Origin of the sequence: Micromonospora sp. NPDC005206 (genome assembly GCF_040608175.1) — a bacterium.
Taxonomy (GTDB): Bacteria; Actinomycetota; Actinomycetes; order Mycobacteriales; family Micromonosporaceae; genus Micromonospora.
Genome location: NZ_JBEXHU010000001.1, coordinates 359,398 through 373,505 on the forward strand (window position 1 = coordinate 359,398; position 14,108 = coordinate 373,505).

A 14,108-nucleotide genomic window follows, 5' to 3' on the forward strand; every position below is an offset into this window, starting at 1 on the left:
CGACGGTCCGTGACGCGCTCCGGTGGCTGCCGGCGTGCGGAGGAAGAGCTCATCCCGAACGAACACGCGAGTCTCAATGCCGACACCGACGTGGGTCTACGGCCGTCCGGGCTGGGGGCGGCGTTCGGCGCGCGTCGCGCCCGAGACGGGGACGGGGACGTACGGTCACGGGCCCACATCTGGGGCAGCTCGACAGGCACGAACCAGCACAGCCCTGAGCGTCCCGCACGGCCGACCCGATCCAAGGTGCTGCCGCCGGGCGCAGCCAACCGCGGCACGGACGCCGCAGGCCAGGCACGCTGAAATGGCACGGCACACCGGTGCTGGGCGGACGGCACCGTACGCCTGCTCAACGGCCCGACCGACGAGCCAGCCCGGTCACCCGTTGGCGGGATGGTCCGTCGACCTGCTCGATGCCAGAATTCCCGCATGCGACGCGCCATCGTCGGGCGGGACGAGGTGTTCGACCAGGCCTGGCGCCTCCTGAGCCAGCCTGGGCCGGTGCTGTTGGAAGGGCCTGCCGGCATCGGCAAGACCGAGCTGTGGCGGGCGCTGGTCGCGCACGCGACGCAGGCCGGGTGGCTGGTGTTGAGCTGCGCGCCCACCGAGGCCGAATCCGAGTTCCCGTACGCGGCCCTGGCCGACCTGCTCCGCCCGCTCGCCGACCGGGTCGCCGAGCTGCCCCGGCCACAGCGGATCGCCGCCGAGGTGGTGCTCCTCTCCGGCGACGCCCACGAGGCGGTCGACGTACGGGTGGTCGGGGCGGCCACCCGCTCGTTGCTGGAGGCCGCGACGGCGGCGAGCACCCATCCGACGGTGCTCCTCGCGGTCGACGACGCGCCCTGGCTGGACCGGCCCAGCGAACGCGCGCTGCGGTACGCCCTGCGCCGGGTGACCGGCCTGGCGACCCTGCTGAGCCGCCGACGTGGCCAGGGCACACCCGACGACGTACCGCTCGGTCTCGATGCGGGTCACGTCGGCGGCCCGGTCGGACGGGTCGAGGTGCCTCCCCTGGACGTCGGCGCGCTACACCACGTCCTGCGCGGGCAGCTCGGGGTCACGCTCAGCCGGCCTATGCTCGTGCGGGTGGCACGGGAGGCCGAGGGCAATCCGCTGCTGGCCATCGAGGTGGTCCGCGCCGTGCAACGCCTCCCGCGCCAGCCCGCACCCGGCGACGACCTGCCGGTGGCCGCGTCCATGCACCACCTGCTCGCGGACGTCCTCGCCGGGCTGCCCCTGGCCAGCCGCACCGCGGTGCGGCTCGCCGCGCTGCTGACCGTGCCCACCCTGGCCGACCTGGCGGCGGCGGGGGTGTCCACCGCCGAGCTGGACGCGCCCGAGGAGGCCGGGCTGATCGTGGTGACGCCGAACGGCGTGCGGTTCACCCACCCGGTGTACGCGGCGGCCGTCCGGGCCAGTATCCCGCCCGGGGTCCGCCGCCGCCTGCACCGCCAGCTCGCCGACCTGCTCGCCGATCCGGACGAGCGGGCCCGGCACCTCGCGCTCTGCGCGACGGACCCGGACCCGGTGGTCGCGGACACCCTCGCCGCCGCGGCCGAACGCTGGCACAGCCGGGGCGCGCCCGACCTCGCCGCCGATCTGCACGACCGCGCGGGCCAACTCACCCCGGTCGACGACCGGCCACGCCTGGGCCGGCGGCGACTGGCCGCGGCCCGCTGCCGGTTCGACAGCGGCGACTTCCCGGCGGCCCGGGAGGCGGCCGAGGCGGTCGCGGCCGAGTTCACCGGCGAGGTACGGGCGGAGTCGCTCCTGCTGCGGGCCGTCGTCGCCTGGTCCGCCGGTGAGGCCAGCCGGGTCGCGGTGGACAACGGCACCCGGGCGTTGGCGGCGGCTCCGGCCGGCTCGGCCCTGGCCGGCCGCATCCATGCCCACCTTGCCGTCTTTCAGGACCACACCGAGTCGGCCCGGAAGCACGCCGAGGCGGCCGCCGCACTGCTGGACGGACGCGACGACGAACACGACCTGCTCGCCGCCGCCCTGGTCCTGCTCTTCTTCCAGGAGGTACGGCTCGGACGGCCACCGCGTACCGACCTGCTGGACCGGGCCCTCACCCTGGAGGGCGACGAACCGGCGTGGCTGGCGAGCACGGTGCCCGCGATCTGGTGGAAGTCGATCGACGACGCGCAGCGGGCCCGACTGCGGCTGCACCGGATGCTGGGCCGCGCCGAGGCGAGGGGCGACGAGCCGCTGCAACACGAGCTGCTCTCCCACCTCGGCGAGGCCGAGTTGCTGGCCGGGCGGTGGGAAGACGCCGAACGGCACATCAGCGCGGCCCGGGAGCTGGGTGACCAGCTCGGCACGGGCCTGGTCGGTGAGGCCTGGCTTGCCGCGCTGCTCGACGCGCACCGGGGCCGGCTGGCCGACGCGAGCCGGGTGGCCGAGTCCGGCCTGCGGCTCGCCGACGAACTGGACGACGACTGGTGCCGACGGATCCACCAGCAGTTGGCCGGATTCGTGGCGCTCTCCGCCGGCCGGATGGCGGAGGCGGCCGCCGCGTACACCGGCCTGGCCGCGACGATCGACGCGAACGGGCTGGTGGAGCCGCTGGCCATGCGGTTCGAGCCGGACTGGATCGAGGCGTGCGTCGGGGTGGGCGACCTCGACCTGGCGGCGACCGTGCTGGCCCGGCTGACCGCCCGACACCGTCGGTTGCCGCGTCCCTGGACGATGTTGGGCGCTGCTCGGGCCCGCGCGCTGCTGGACAGCGCCACCGGTGTCGACCCCGGCGCGGCGCTCGACGCGCTGACGGCGGCACGGGACGCCGTACCGCCGGAGGTGTTGCCGTTGGACCGCGCCCGCTGCCTGTTCGTGGCCGGCATCGTGCATCGCCGGGCCCGCCGCAAGCTGCCGGCCCGGCAGGCGCTGGAGGCGGCGGTCGCGGAGTTCACCGTGATCGGCGCGGCCGCGTTCGCGGATCGCGCCCGCGCCGAGTTGGCCCGCGTCGGTGGACGCCCGCCGACGCCCCGGCACCTCACCCCCACCGAGGAACGGGTGGCCCAGCTCGCCGCCCGCGGGCGGACCAACCGGGCCATCGCCGACGAGCTGTTCGTCAGCCCGAAGACCGTCGAGGCGAACCTCGCTCGGATCTACCGCAAGCTCGGCATCTCCACCCGGGCGGAGCTGGGTGCCGCGATGACCAGGGCCGACGCGCAAGCATAGGGAAACGCCCGATTGCTCGCCGCCCGCGGCGACCTAGCCTCGGGTTCATGGCCGGCTACCTGTTCGCACTCGAGCAGTACGACTGCTCCCCCAGCGCGGGCGGGACGGTGCCGGTGTTCGGCACCCCGGACTGCCGGCTGGTCGCGGCCATCCGGTTGCCGACCGACGACGTCGTGATCGCGCTGGTCGAGGGGCCCGACGCGGAGGTGGTGGCCGCGGCCGCCGCGGCCGCCGCCTGGCGGATCGACCGGCTGATCCCGGCCCAGTGGCTCTTTCAACCGGGCCTCACCAACCCGGAACTCCCCTGAGTGGCGAAGGAAGCATGACTGTGCGCCGTCTGATCGCACCCCTGTGGTGTTCACTGCTGCTCCTGCCGCTGGTCGCCTGCGGCCCCGACGACGCCGGCGGCGCGGACCCAGCCGGCCCGGTGGCCGGTGCCGAGCCGAGCATCGCCACCACGGTCGACGGCGACCCGCCGGCCGCCACGCCGGACGAGGAGTCGCCCGCCGCGTCCACCGTCGACGCCTGCGCCCTCGTGTCCAAGAAGGACGCCGAGGAGCTGGCCGGCACCCCGTTGGACGACCCACTGGAGAAGCCGGCGCCAGACCGGGACACCTGCACCTACACCGGTCCGGTCAGCGGCCCGACCGCTCAGGTCGAGGTGTTCGTCGGCCCCGGCGCGAAGAAGTTCCTCGACATCGAGCGCGAACTCGGGCACGAACTGACCCCGGTCAGCGGCGCGGGCGATGAGGCGTACGCCGAGGACGGCACGGTCTTCTTCAGCAAGGGCGGGGTGTGGGTCTCCATCCGGCTGGTCCGCACCGACGACCCGGCGAAGTACCGCACCGCCCTGGCAGCCGTGGCCCGTACGGCCGCCGGCCGGCTCTGAGCTCGCGAGGAGGCGACATGCTGGCAGCGGGGTCCCGGGGTCGCCGGGCCATGACAGCGCTGGTCGCGGTGACGCTGTTGCTTCTCGCGGCCTGCGACCGGGGTGGGGCGGGCCCGACGTCACCGGTTCCACCGGCCGGGGGCAGTGGCGCAGACCAGCGGTACGGGGCGGCGCCCGCGCCGGATCGACACGTGACCTACCAGCCCGACGTGGTGTTCGTTGGCGGCGGGGGCGGGTCGGTGCGCGGGCTCTCCGACGACGCACTCACCTGGCGCATCGACCCCGACGCCAGCGGCGCCGACCGGCTCGCCCGGGGGAAGATCATGTTCCTCACCGGGCGGTCGGTCGGGCGGGTGCTCGACGTCCGCCGCGACGGGAACGATCTGGCGGTGACCCTGGGGCCGGTGGACATCACCCAGGTGATCCGCGACGGCACCTTCGCCACCGACGGTCCGGTCTCCCTGGAGAATCCGATCCGCTACGACGCCGGCACGCCGTTCTGGGCCGAGTACGACGCCGAGGCCGGAGCCGGCAGCGGCGGCGGCGGATCGATGACGCCGGTCGTCGGCGTGCCCTTCGCCGTGGCACCGGCGACCGCGGCCGATGCACGAGGGATCGCCGGGTTTCCGGTCACCCCGATCTGCTGCGCGAACGGGGTCGGCGCACATTTCAGCTACAACGGCGGCGGGATCCGCATCACCGGTACGGTCACCCTGCTGATGAAGAGCCCGTCGGCCCGGTTCCACCTGGAGATCCGGGGTGGCACGGTCCGTCGGGCGGAACTGCGGATCGACGGCATGTCCGGGCTGCGGATCGAGATCGCAGGCGCCACCGACGCCGGGCACAACGTCAACAAGCGCATTCCGATCCCCCTGGACTTCAGCGTGCCGGTCGGTCAGATCCTCGGCGTTCCGTTCTCCATCACCGCCAACCAGCTCATCGGGGTGCAGACGGCGTTCAGTTCCAAGGACGGCAACATCAAGGCGGCCGGCGAGTGGTCGCTCGGCGGCTCAGTCGGGTTCGGCTACGCCGACGGCGCCTTCGGCGTCACGAAGCCGTGGAACCTCACCGTCCGCAACAGCATCACCGACTCGATCTACGGGCCATCAGTCGGCGTCAGCGGGATCATCGTCCACTACCAGGCCTTTTTCCGCGCCGGCCTGGGCGTCTTCGGGTTCACCGCCGGGCTGTACGCGACGGTCACCGCCTCGGTGGGGTTGACCGTCGGCTCCGCCCTGGGCGCGCCGATCGAGCTGTGCCGCAGCACCCAGCTCGGCGTGTTCCTGGAGTACGGCGTCGGCTACAGCATCCCAGCCGGCCTGGTGAAGGCGGTCAACACCTTCCTGAGGCTGTTCAACGCCGGCTCGATCGAGGAGAAGGCGGGTATCGGTCGGGTGGACAACGTGTTCAACAAGCTGGACGTCCAGCCGAACGTGAAGATCTGCCGAACCTGACCGCCCTGGCCGGTGTGGAGGATTCGGGGCCATCCTCCACACCGGCCGGTGTGCGTCAGCCCGCGGCGCAGGCCGGGGTCAGGCCGCCGGCGGTGCCGTTGGCCTGGAATCCGAACTCGGTGGACTGCCCGGCGCTGACCCGGCCGTTGTAGGCCACATTCGTCCAGCGCGTCGTTCCGGCGTCAGCGCTGCGGTTGGCGTTCCGGGCGTTGGTGACCGTCGCGCCCGACGGCAACGTGATCGTCACCGCCCAGGAGCTGATCGCCGCTGATCCGGCCGTCACCCGCACCGTCGCCACGAAGCCACCCGTCCACTGGTTCACCGCCACCGTCGCGGTGCAGCCACCGGGTCCCGGGGGCGGAGTCGTCGGGGGCGGAGTCGTCGGCGGCGGAGTGGTCGGCGGCGGGGTGGTCGGCGGCGGGTCGTCCCGTTGTTCAGCGCGGCGAGTACCGCGTCGTACGCCGGCTTCTTGGCGCCGCCGCTGGTGAACAGCAGCGGGGTCTGCGAGGCCCGCCACGAGTCGCTGTCCCGGATGCCCCAGACGGTGATGCCGTTACAGCGGGTCACGGCGAGGCAGTCCTGCACGACGCTGCGGTACGTGGCCGCCGACGCCCCCTCGATGTCCAGCTCGGTGATCTGCACATCGACGCCGAGCGCCGCGAAGCTGGACAGCGTGGTGCGGTAGTTGCCGGGGTACGGCGAGCCGCTGTTGAAGTGCGACTGGAGACCGACGCAGTCGATGGGTACGCCACGCTGCTTGAAGTCGCGCACCATCGTGTACACGGCCTGGGTCTTGGCGTGTGACCAGTCGTCGGTGTTGTAGTCGTTGTAGCAGAGCTTCGCGCCGGGGTCGGCCGCCCGGGCGGCCCGGAAGGCCGCCTCGATCCAGTCGTTGCCGGTCCGCTGGAGGTTGGAGTCCCGCCGGGCGCCGGAGCCACCGTCGGCGAACGCCTCGTTCACCACGTCCCACGCGACGACCTGTCCCCGGAAGTGCGTCGCCACCTGCGTGACGTGGTTGAGCATCGCCTGGCGCAGCGCGGTGCCGCTCATGTTCTGCATCCAGCCGGGCTGCTGCGAGTGCCAGGCCAGGGCGTGACCACGCACCTGCATCCCGCGGGTGCGCGCGTGGTTGACGATCTGGTCCGCCGCGCCGTAGCTGAACTGGCCCTGCTGCGGCTCGGTGGCGTCGATCTTCATCTCGTTCTCGGGCGTCACCGAGTTGAACTCGCGGTTCAGGATCGTCGTGTAGGCGCTGTCGTTCAGCTTGTTGGCGGCCACCGCGGCGCCGAAATACCGACCCTGCTCGGCGGCGGACGCACCGAGCGTGGTGCCGGCGGCGGCGGGAGCAGCCAGGACCATCGCCACGCCGGCGGCGAGGGCGCTCACCCCGGTCAGCGCGAGGGCGGCTCTCGATACCGCCTTCCATTGCGCGTTTCTCATCGTGCAACTCCAATCGATGGTGGTGGTGTCCCGAGGGGTCAGGCCACCGAGCAGGCGATGCCGTTCAGAGCGAAGGACGAGGGCTTACCGGTGCCGCCCTCGTGGGTGGCCTGAAAGCCGATGTCGACCGACGCGTTCGGGGCGATGGCGGCGTTGTAGGAGACGTTGCGGGCGGTCACCGCACCGCTCGTCATGGAGTACTGCGCGTTCCAGCCGTTGGTGATGCGCTGGCCGGTGGGCAGCGCGAACGTCAGGGCCCATCCGTTCACCGCCGTCGCACCGGTGTTGGTGATGGTCACGCTGGCGGTGAGGCCGGTGTTCCAGGCGTTGACCGCGTACCCGATCCGGCAACCACCGCCGGTCGGCGGCGGAGTGGTCGGGGGCGGGGTCGTCGGCGGCGGGGGGGTCGTCGGTGGCGGGGTGGTGGGCGGGGTGCCGGTGTCCAGCCCGAAGAAGCGGATCACCTGCGCCGCGTCGACCGGCAGGTTGTGCGAGACGCCCTGCATGCTGATCGCCTCGACCGGGGCCGTTCCGCCACTGCTCCCGTAGCGGGTGCGGGTGTAGCCGGACTGCGGCGAGTCGGTGTACGTCGGGGTCTGGCTCAGCCCGTGCACGTTGGTCCACTGTTTGACCTGCTCGCCGAAGTTCGGGTAGCGCAGCGTCTCGTCGTTGGTGCCGTGCCAGATCTGCATGCGTGGGCGACGACCCGTGTAACCGGGATAGGCCTCGCGGACCAGATCACCCCACTGCTGCGGGGTTCTGATGAGCTGTCCGTTCGCGCACTCGCTGTTCCACTCCGAGCCGCCCCCGGTGGCGAAGCAGCCGAACGGCACCCCGGCGAAGGACGCGCCGGCCGCGAACACGTCCGGGTAGTCGCCCAGCAGGACGTTCGTCATCATGGCCCCGGACGAGGTGCCGGTGGCGAAGATCCGCGCCGGGTCGGCGGCGTACCGCTGCCGTACGTAGTCGACCATCGACATGAGCCCGACGGGGTCGCTGCCGCCGCCCCGGCGCAGCGCCTGCGGTGAGGACACGTCCCAGCACAGGCTGCTGCGGGTCACCGACGGGTAGATCACGATGAACCCGTACCGGTCGGCGAGGGACGCGTACTGGGTGCCGGAGTGGTACGCCGGACCGGATCCGGTGCAGTAGTGCAGGGCGAGCAGGACCGCCGGCCGGGTGGCCACCCGGTCCGGGACGTACAGGTGCATCCGGAGATTGGTGGGGTTGGTGCCGAAGCCGGTCACCTGGGTCAGCGTCGCCGCCGACGCCGGCGCGGCGAACGTCAACGCGGCGGCGGCCAGTGTGACCACGGCCGTGACGACGCCGAGCGTTCTTGTTTTCAGTGTCATCGTTCGCGATTCCTCAGCAGAATGGCGCATGGAAGGGGAGTAAGTCGAGGACTGCCCTTCGCCCGACCCTGACCGCGGCTCGCGTGACCTTGTCAGCTTCAATCGAGAGAAGTCGATTGTCAAGACTTCCGGAAGCCTTTCGGTGGTCGGGGCCGGCTGTGACCTGTGCATCGACGGGCACCGACCGAACCATCGACGGACCTGCCCGGCGAGGTGTTATCGGGATGCTTCCGGAAGCCGCGGGGTCAGTGGATGCGACGCCCGCGCGCGTCCGGCACGCCGGACTTGCGGAAGAAGTAGGTGTTGATCTGATCCCGCCACTCGGTGGCGCTGCGCACCTGCTCGTCGAGGCGTTGCTCCACCCGCTCGTACACGGCGGGGTCGATCAACCCCTTCAACGTCCGCCACCGCCCCCGCATCGCCGCCACCTCCTCGACGCCCGCGAAGTGGGTGTCGTAGATGTGCTGGATGACCGTGGAACCGTTGTGCAGGAGGTGCCCGTACGGGACGTGGTGGAAGAAGAGCAGCAGCTCGTCCGGGCACCGCTCGGTCGACTCGAACACCTGGGGCCAGTACGGCGGGTACTGACCGGCGAAGCCGGTGCCCGACGCGCGGCTGCGGTCCACACCCACGCCATCGCGATCCGCGAAGTGGTACGTGCCCCACCGGGTGTACTCGTACCCGTCCACGTCGGGGCCGTAGTGGTCACCGGGATGAACCATGAAGCCGACGCCCAGCGGGGCGGTGTACCGCTCATAGGTACGCCAGGAGTCGTCCATGACCTCGTGCAGCGTCCGCCCGACCAGCTCCGGGTCGGCCATCGCGGACGGCGGGAAGGTCAGCGCGATCCACTCGTCGAGGACCGCCCGGGGATCCAGCCGGGGATCCCGGGCGAGCCGGCCGACGGTGTACAGGTTCGCCTGCGCCAGCGGGTGCCCGGTCCAGAAGAGGTCGTCGCCGACGTTGGCGACCGCGACCAGGCCACCACCCTCGCCCGCCTCCCCCGCGGCCACGTCGGCGACTGTCCGCCCGCCCGGACCCCACGGCGCGAACCGCAACACCTCGCTCCACCACGGGCCGAGGTGGCAGACGTGGCGCTGCTGGCCGGTGTACTCCTGGGTGACCTGCAACTCCACCGCCAGCCGGGTGGCCGGCATCGCGGCGAGCACCGGGGAGACCGGCTCGCGTGCCTGGAAGTCCACCGGACCGAACTTCACCTGCAGGACCACGTTGGCAGCGAACCGCCCGTCGAGCGGGACGAAGTGGTCGTACGCGGCACGCGCCCGGTCGGTGGACCGGTCCCGCCAATCCTGGTGATGGTTGTAGACGAACGCCCGCCAGTGCACCACTCCCCCGTGCGGGGCGAGGGCCTCGGCGAGCAGGTTCGCCCCGTCGGCGTGGTCGCGCCCGTAGGTGAACGGGCCGGGTTGCCCCTCGGAGTCGGCCTTCACCACGTAGCCGCCGAAGTCCGGGATGCGCTCGTACACCTGCCGTGTCGTCACGGCCCACCAGGCCCGTACCGCCTCGTCCCTCGGGTCGGCGTTCGCCAGGCCGCCCAGGACCACCGGCGCGGCGAAGGTGACCGACAGGTGCACCCGGATGCCGTACGGGCGCAGCACGTCCGCGATCTCAGCCACGTCGCCGAGCCGGTCGGTGAGCAGCCGCGCCTCGGTCCGGCCCACGTTGACGTTGTTCACCGAGATCGCGTTGATGCCGCAGGCGGCCAGCAGCCGCGCGTACTCCCGGACCCGGGCCAGGTCGCCGCGCGACCGTCCGCCCCGCCAGAAGATCGAGCCGCCGGCGTACCCCCGCTCCACCTGGCCCATCACCGGGTGCACGGCCACGTTGTCCCAGTGGTTCAGCATCCGCCGGCGCAGGGCGGGCCGGTGCCGTTCCGCCTGGCGGGTGGTGTCGAACGCCGCCGCGCCGAGCCGGACCAGGTGGAACAGCCCGTACAGCAGGCCGGCGGGCGCGTCGGCCAGCACGGCGGTCACGTCGCCCGCCCGGGCCAGCACGAACCCCTCGGCACCGAGCACCGCGTCGTTGCCCGCCTTCGCCAGCGCCGCCTCCCCCGCTGCCCGCGCCGCCTCCACCGCCGCGCTCGGCAACTCGTCGGCGCCGCGGAGCGCGAGCACCAGATCGACGTCCACGTCCCAGGGCGGGGAATGCCACATCCGCCCGCCGTACCGGGCGCAGGCGCGGGCGACCTCGTCGAGCACGGTGTCGACGAGCATCCCGTCGCCGTGCACCAGCACGCGGCGCGAGCCGAGCGCCCGGAACGCCTCCGGCGGGAGCCAGGCGGCGTGCACCCGCGCTTCGTCGGCGCTCACCGGTCCTCCCGCAGCACCACGACCCCGTACGCCGGCAGCCGCAGCGGCTGCCCGGTCTCCGCCCGGTCACCGGTGAGCAGGTCGACGCCGCCGGCCCGGGCGGTGACCTCGACCGGCTCGGTGCGGTGGTTGAGCAGGAACAGCAGCCGCGTCGGGCAGGGCGGTGGCACGGCCGAGCACCGGATCGAGCAGGCGTTGCAGGCCGGCGTACGGCAGCGCGGCCTCCTCGGCCAGGCCGGTCGCAGCCAGCACGGTGCAGTGCTCGGCGGACCGGTGGGCGTAGTCGACCAGCGCGGTGCGGCCCGACCCCGGCTCGCCGCGCAGCAGCAGGGCGCCACCGCCGTCGGTCACGCCGTCGAGCAGGTTCCGGACAGCCCGGCACTCGTCGTCCCGGCCGCGCAGCACGGTTATTTGCACTCTTAATGCAGTAACCATGCATTCAGTGTCACCTATTGGTAACCGGATGGAAAGAGGCGGGCGGTATCGTCCGGGGCCGGCGTCAGCCGGCCGTCACCTCGGCCAGCAGCGCGCCCACGGTGCGGGCCATCACCCCACGGGCCTGGTCCACGCCCAACCCCAGGCCGTCGCGCAGCATCGACCAGGCCGGCCACATGCTCGCCGCCACCAGCGCGTTCAGCAGCTGCTCCCGGCCCCGCCCGGCCTGCGCCAGCTCGGCGGCGAAGAGCTGCTCGACCTCGTCCCGGACCCGGTCGATGTGCTTGAGGCGGTTGCGGTGCAACTGGTCGGAGACCGGCTCGCGCATCTGCGCGGCCCGCGCCGAAGGCGCGATGAGCTGGAGCAGCCGGGCCCGTTGCCGGCAGTACGCGTCGACCCGCTTCGCCAGCGGCAGCCCGGCTGAGACCGGCCGGTAGGCCGCGTCCTGCTGGCGGAGCACCTCCGCGCCGCTCGCCTCGAAGAGCGTCTCCATGTCCTTGAAGTTGGTCCAGAGGGTCCGCAGCGAGATGCCGGCCCGCTCGGCGATGCGCTCCCCGGTCGGCCGGAAGTCCCCCTCGGAGATGAGCGCCAGGTGCGCCTCGACGATGGCCACACGGGTGCGCTCGGCCCGGGCGGTCCGCCCGTCGACCCGGCCCGCGACCTCGACCTCGCCCATCCGCCCCCGCCCCTTCACCGCCATGACGTCCCCCGACGCACCGCCGAGTCTAGACAGGCGGTGATCATCGGCACCCGGGCCGCCGTCATCCGGCGCGGCCGGTCAGCGTGACCCCGCCGTCGCAGACGATGGTCTGCCCGGTGATCCAGGCGGCGTCGGCGGAGGCCAGGAAGGCGACCGCGCCGGACACGTCCTGCGGCAGGCCGAGCCGCCCGAGCGGGTACCGTGCGGCGACCTCGTCCTCGCGGCCCTCGTACAGCGCGGCGGCGAAGCGGGTCTTCACCACCCCGGGGGCGACGGCGTTGACCCGGACGGTCGGCCCCAGCTCCGCGGCGAGGCTCGCGGTGAGGTGGTTGAGCGCCGCCTTGCTCACCCCGTAGAAGGCGATGCCGGGCGACGGACCGAGGCCGGCGATCGACGAGACGTTGACCACGCAGCCACCCCGGTCGGTCATGCCGGCGGCGCACACCTCCTGCACCCAGCCGAGCGCGGCGACCAGGTTGACGTCGAGGATCTTGCGCGCGGCCGCCAGGTCCAGCCCCAGCAGCGGGCCGTGCACCGGGTTGATGCCGGTGTTGTTGACCAGGAGGTCCACCGGCCCGAACGCCGCGGTGACCTCTCCCACCGCCGCGGCCCGGTGCGCGGCGTCGTCGGCCCGACCGGGCACGGCCACGGCGTACGCCGGGCCGCCGAGGGTGGCGACCGCGTCGGCCAGCGCCTCCGGCCGTCGGGCGGTCAGACCCACGCGCGCGCCCTCGGCCACCAGCCGTTGGGCGATGGCCAGGCCGATCCCTCGACTCGCACCGGTGACGATGGCGACCTGACCCACGAGCCGACCTGAATCTGCATTCACGGTGCAGATACTAGGAGCAGCGATCGGTGTCGGTCAACGTCGGGGCGGCAGCGTCGACTCTCGGGCAGCCCGCACTCGCCAACTGCCGGCCGGCGGCGATCAGATGCGGTCACGGCGTCCGGGCAGCCGGACGACCGGGCGTGGTCACGGCGGTGTGCCGCGCGACCACACCCGGTCGACTGCCGGGCGTACGGGTCGTCAGGAGACGGTCGGCACCCCGTTCGCCGGCGGCGCCACCGGGGTGGCGGTGTACTCCTTGACCGGCCCGTCCGCCTCGTCCGTCTCATACGCCGGCCCGAAGTAGCTCTGCACTCCCCCGCTCACCCGGCTCAGCCGCTGCCCGCCGTAACCGGAGTGGTCGGTCGCCGAGAAGCGCAGCGGCACCAGCCCGGGGCCCTGGAACCCGCCCTTCTGCACGGCCTCGAGCACCTTCTCCCGGGTGAGGTCCTTGCCCGCGGCCAACAGCGCCTGCACGAAGAGATAGCCGACCGACATGCCGTAAACGATGTTGCCGTCGAACGGCGCGTCCCCGTTGTGCGACTTGTTGATCCTCGTGTAGAGCTGGATCCACGGGTTCGCGGTGTCGTTCTGCATCGGCAGGTAGTTGGTGCCGACCACGCCCTCCAGCAGCGGCGCGGCGGCTCCGAGCTGCTTGGCCAGGGTCGGTTGATCGGCGCCGACGTTGGAGACCAGCCACTGCGTCTTGAAGCCCAGCCGCGCGGCGGTGCCGATGGAGAGCGCGGTGAAGCCGGGCACGGTGGCAAGCACGACGACCCGGCATCCGGCCGCCTTGAACGCGCCGATCTGCGGCGCCACGTTGGTGTTGCTGGTGACGTAGGTCTGCTTCACCGCCACGCCCCCAGCGCCGAGCACCTTCTCCACGCCGGCCAGGCTGTCGCGGCCGAAGTCGTCGTCCTGGCCGAGGAAGCAGAGTTTCTGGCCGGCCAGGTTCGCCTTGGCGTAGTTGGCGAGGATCTTGCCCTCGACCGTGTAGTCCGGGTTGAAGCCGAACGTGCCGGGATACTTGTCCGGCTGGTCCCAGCTGCGGCTGCCGGAGGCGACGAAGAGATCGGGCACCCGGTTGCTCTTGAGGAAGTCGAGCACGCCGGTGTGCGTCGGCGTGCCGAGGCCGTTGAGGATGGCGAAGACCTTGTCCTGCAGGACGAGCTGACGAACCACCTGCTGCGTGTTCGCCGGGTTGTAGCCGTCGTCCATGATCTTGTAGGTGATCTTTCGACCGTGCACGCCGCCGTTGGCGTTGACGTAGTCGAAGTACGCCTTCGTGGCCGGGGCGATCTTCGAGTACCCGGCCGAGGCCGGTCCGGTGAGCGGCATGTGGGTGCCAACGACGATCTCGGTGTCGGTGACGCCCGGCACCGGTCCCCCGCCGGGACCGGAACCGTCGTCGCCGCTGCAACCGACGGTGGTGATCAGCAAGGCGATGGTGCTGGCGATCGCAAGACCGCGTCGTGCCGTACGGTGCATGGGAAACACCGACC

Annotated in this window: 10 protein-coding genes and 2 pseudogenes; 4 read left to right on the forward strand and 8 right to left on the reverse strand. The window is 72.4% G+C overall.

From position 1 onward, the window contains the following. Window positions 1–429 precede the first annotated feature (429 nt). The 4 genes from ABZU69_RS01710 to ABZU69_RS01725 are packed head-to-tail and all read left to right on the forward strand — an operon-like array spanning window position 430 to window position 5,523. Window positions 430–3,180 carry an AAA family ATPase gene (locus tag ABZU69_RS01710; protein ID WP_354962494.1) on the forward strand — a complete coding sequence of 917 codons (2,751 nt, stop codon included), beginning with the start codon at window positions 430–432 and terminating at the stop codon, window positions 3,178–3,180. Between the two features lie 47 nt (window positions 3,181–3,227). Further along, complete coding sequence (locus ABZU69_RS01715; RefSeq protein ID WP_354962495.1) at window positions 3,228–3,488, forward strand: hypothetical protein; 261 nt, start codon at window positions 3,228–3,230, stop codon at window positions 3,486–3,488. A gap of 14 nt (window positions 3,489–3,502) precedes the next feature. After that, the gene (locus ABZU69_RS01720) at window positions 3,503–4,069 is read left to right on the forward strand and encodes a hypothetical protein (RefSeq protein ID WP_354962496.1); all 567 of its coding nucleotides are present in this window, start codon (window positions 3,503–3,505) and stop codon (window positions 4,067–4,069) included. Window positions 4,070–4,086: 17 nt separating this feature from the next. Beyond that, window positions 4,087–5,523 carry a hypothetical protein gene (locus ABZU69_RS01725; protein WP_354962497.1) on the forward strand — a complete coding sequence of 479 codons (1,437 nt, stop codon included), beginning with the start codon at window positions 4,087–4,089 and terminating at the stop codon, window positions 5,521–5,523. Between the two features lie 55 nt (window positions 5,524–5,578). Here ABZU69_RS01725 and ABZU69_RS01730 read toward each other — a convergent pair. The 8 genes and pseudogenes from ABZU69_RS01730 to ABZU69_RS01765 form a co-directional block, all read right to left on the reverse strand. After that, window positions 5,579–6,882: pseudogene (locus ABZU69_RS01730) on the reverse strand (endo-1,4-beta-xylanase). Between the two features lie 119 nt (window positions 6,883–7,001). Beyond that, window positions 7,002–8,315: a PHB depolymerase family esterase gene (locus tag ABZU69_RS01735; protein ID WP_354962498.1), complete on the reverse strand. Its 1,314-nt coding sequence runs from the start codon at window positions 8,313–8,315 to the stop codon at window positions 7,002–7,004. Window positions 8,316–8,560: 245 nt separating this feature from the next. Next, a complete protein-coding gene (locus ABZU69_RS01740) occupies window positions 8,561–10,645 on the reverse strand; it encodes an alpha-glucuronidase (protein ID WP_354962499.1) in 2,085 nt (694 codons plus the stop codon). Next, complete coding sequence (locus ABZU69_RS01745; RefSeq protein WP_354962500.1) at window positions 10,642–10,815, reverse strand: Beta-galactosidase C-terminal domain; 174 nt, start codon at window positions 10,813–10,815, stop codon at window positions 10,642–10,644. Before ABZU69_RS01745 ends, ABZU69_RS01740 begins: the two co-directional genes overlap by 4 nt. 10 nt (window positions 10,816–10,825) lie before the next feature. Then, a pseudogene (locus ABZU69_RS01750) lies at window positions 10,826–11,080 on the reverse strand (AAA family ATPase); the annotation flags it as partial. A 64-nt stretch (window positions 11,081–11,144) separates the two neighbouring features. Then, on the reverse strand, window positions 11,145–11,780 hold the full coding sequence (locus ABZU69_RS01755) for a TetR/AcrR family transcriptional regulator (protein ID WP_354962501.1): 636 nt from the start codon (window positions 11,778–11,780) through the stop codon (window positions 11,145–11,147). Window positions 11,781–11,841: 61 nt separating this feature from the next. After that, a complete protein-coding gene (locus ABZU69_RS01760; RefSeq protein ID WP_354962502.1) occupies window positions 11,842–12,609 on the reverse strand; it encodes an SDR family oxidoreductase in 768 nt (255 codons plus the stop codon). Window positions 12,610–12,807: 198 nt separating this feature from the next. Beyond that, window positions 12,808–14,094, reverse strand: coding sequence for an ABC transporter substrate-binding protein (locus ABZU69_RS01765; RefSeq protein ID WP_354962503.1), 1,287 nt, complete (start codon window positions 14,092–14,094; stop codon window positions 12,808–12,810). Window positions 14,095–14,108: the final 14 nt, after the last annotated feature.

Coding starts and splice junctions, on each gene's coding strand:
- ABZU69_RS01710 (WP_354962494.1), top strand. CDS start 430: ATGCGACGCGCCATCGTCGGGCGGGACGAGGTGTTCGACCAGGCCTGG.
- ABZU69_RS01715 (WP_354962495.1), top strand. CDS start 3,228: ATGGCCGGCTACCTGTTCGCACTCGAGCAGTACGACTGCTCCCCCAGC.
- ABZU69_RS01720 (WP_354962496.1), top strand. CDS start 3,503: ATGACTGTGCGCCGTCTGATCGCACCCCTGTGGTGTTCACTGCTGCTC.
- ABZU69_RS01725 (WP_354962497.1), top strand. CDS start 4,087: ATGCTGGCAGCGGGGTCCCGGGGTCGCCGGGCCATGACAGCGCTGGTC.
- ABZU69_RS01735 (WP_354962498.1), bottom strand. CDS start 8,315: ATGACACTGAAAACAAGAACGCTCGGCGTCGTCACGGCCGTGGTCACA.
- ABZU69_RS01755 (WP_354962501.1), bottom strand. CDS start 11,780: ATGGCGGTGAAGGGGCGGGGGCGGATGGGCGAGGTCGAGGTCGCGGGC.
- ABZU69_RS01765 (WP_354962503.1), bottom strand. CDS start 14,094: ATGCACCGTACGGCACGACGCGGTCTTGCGATCGCCAGCACCATCGCC.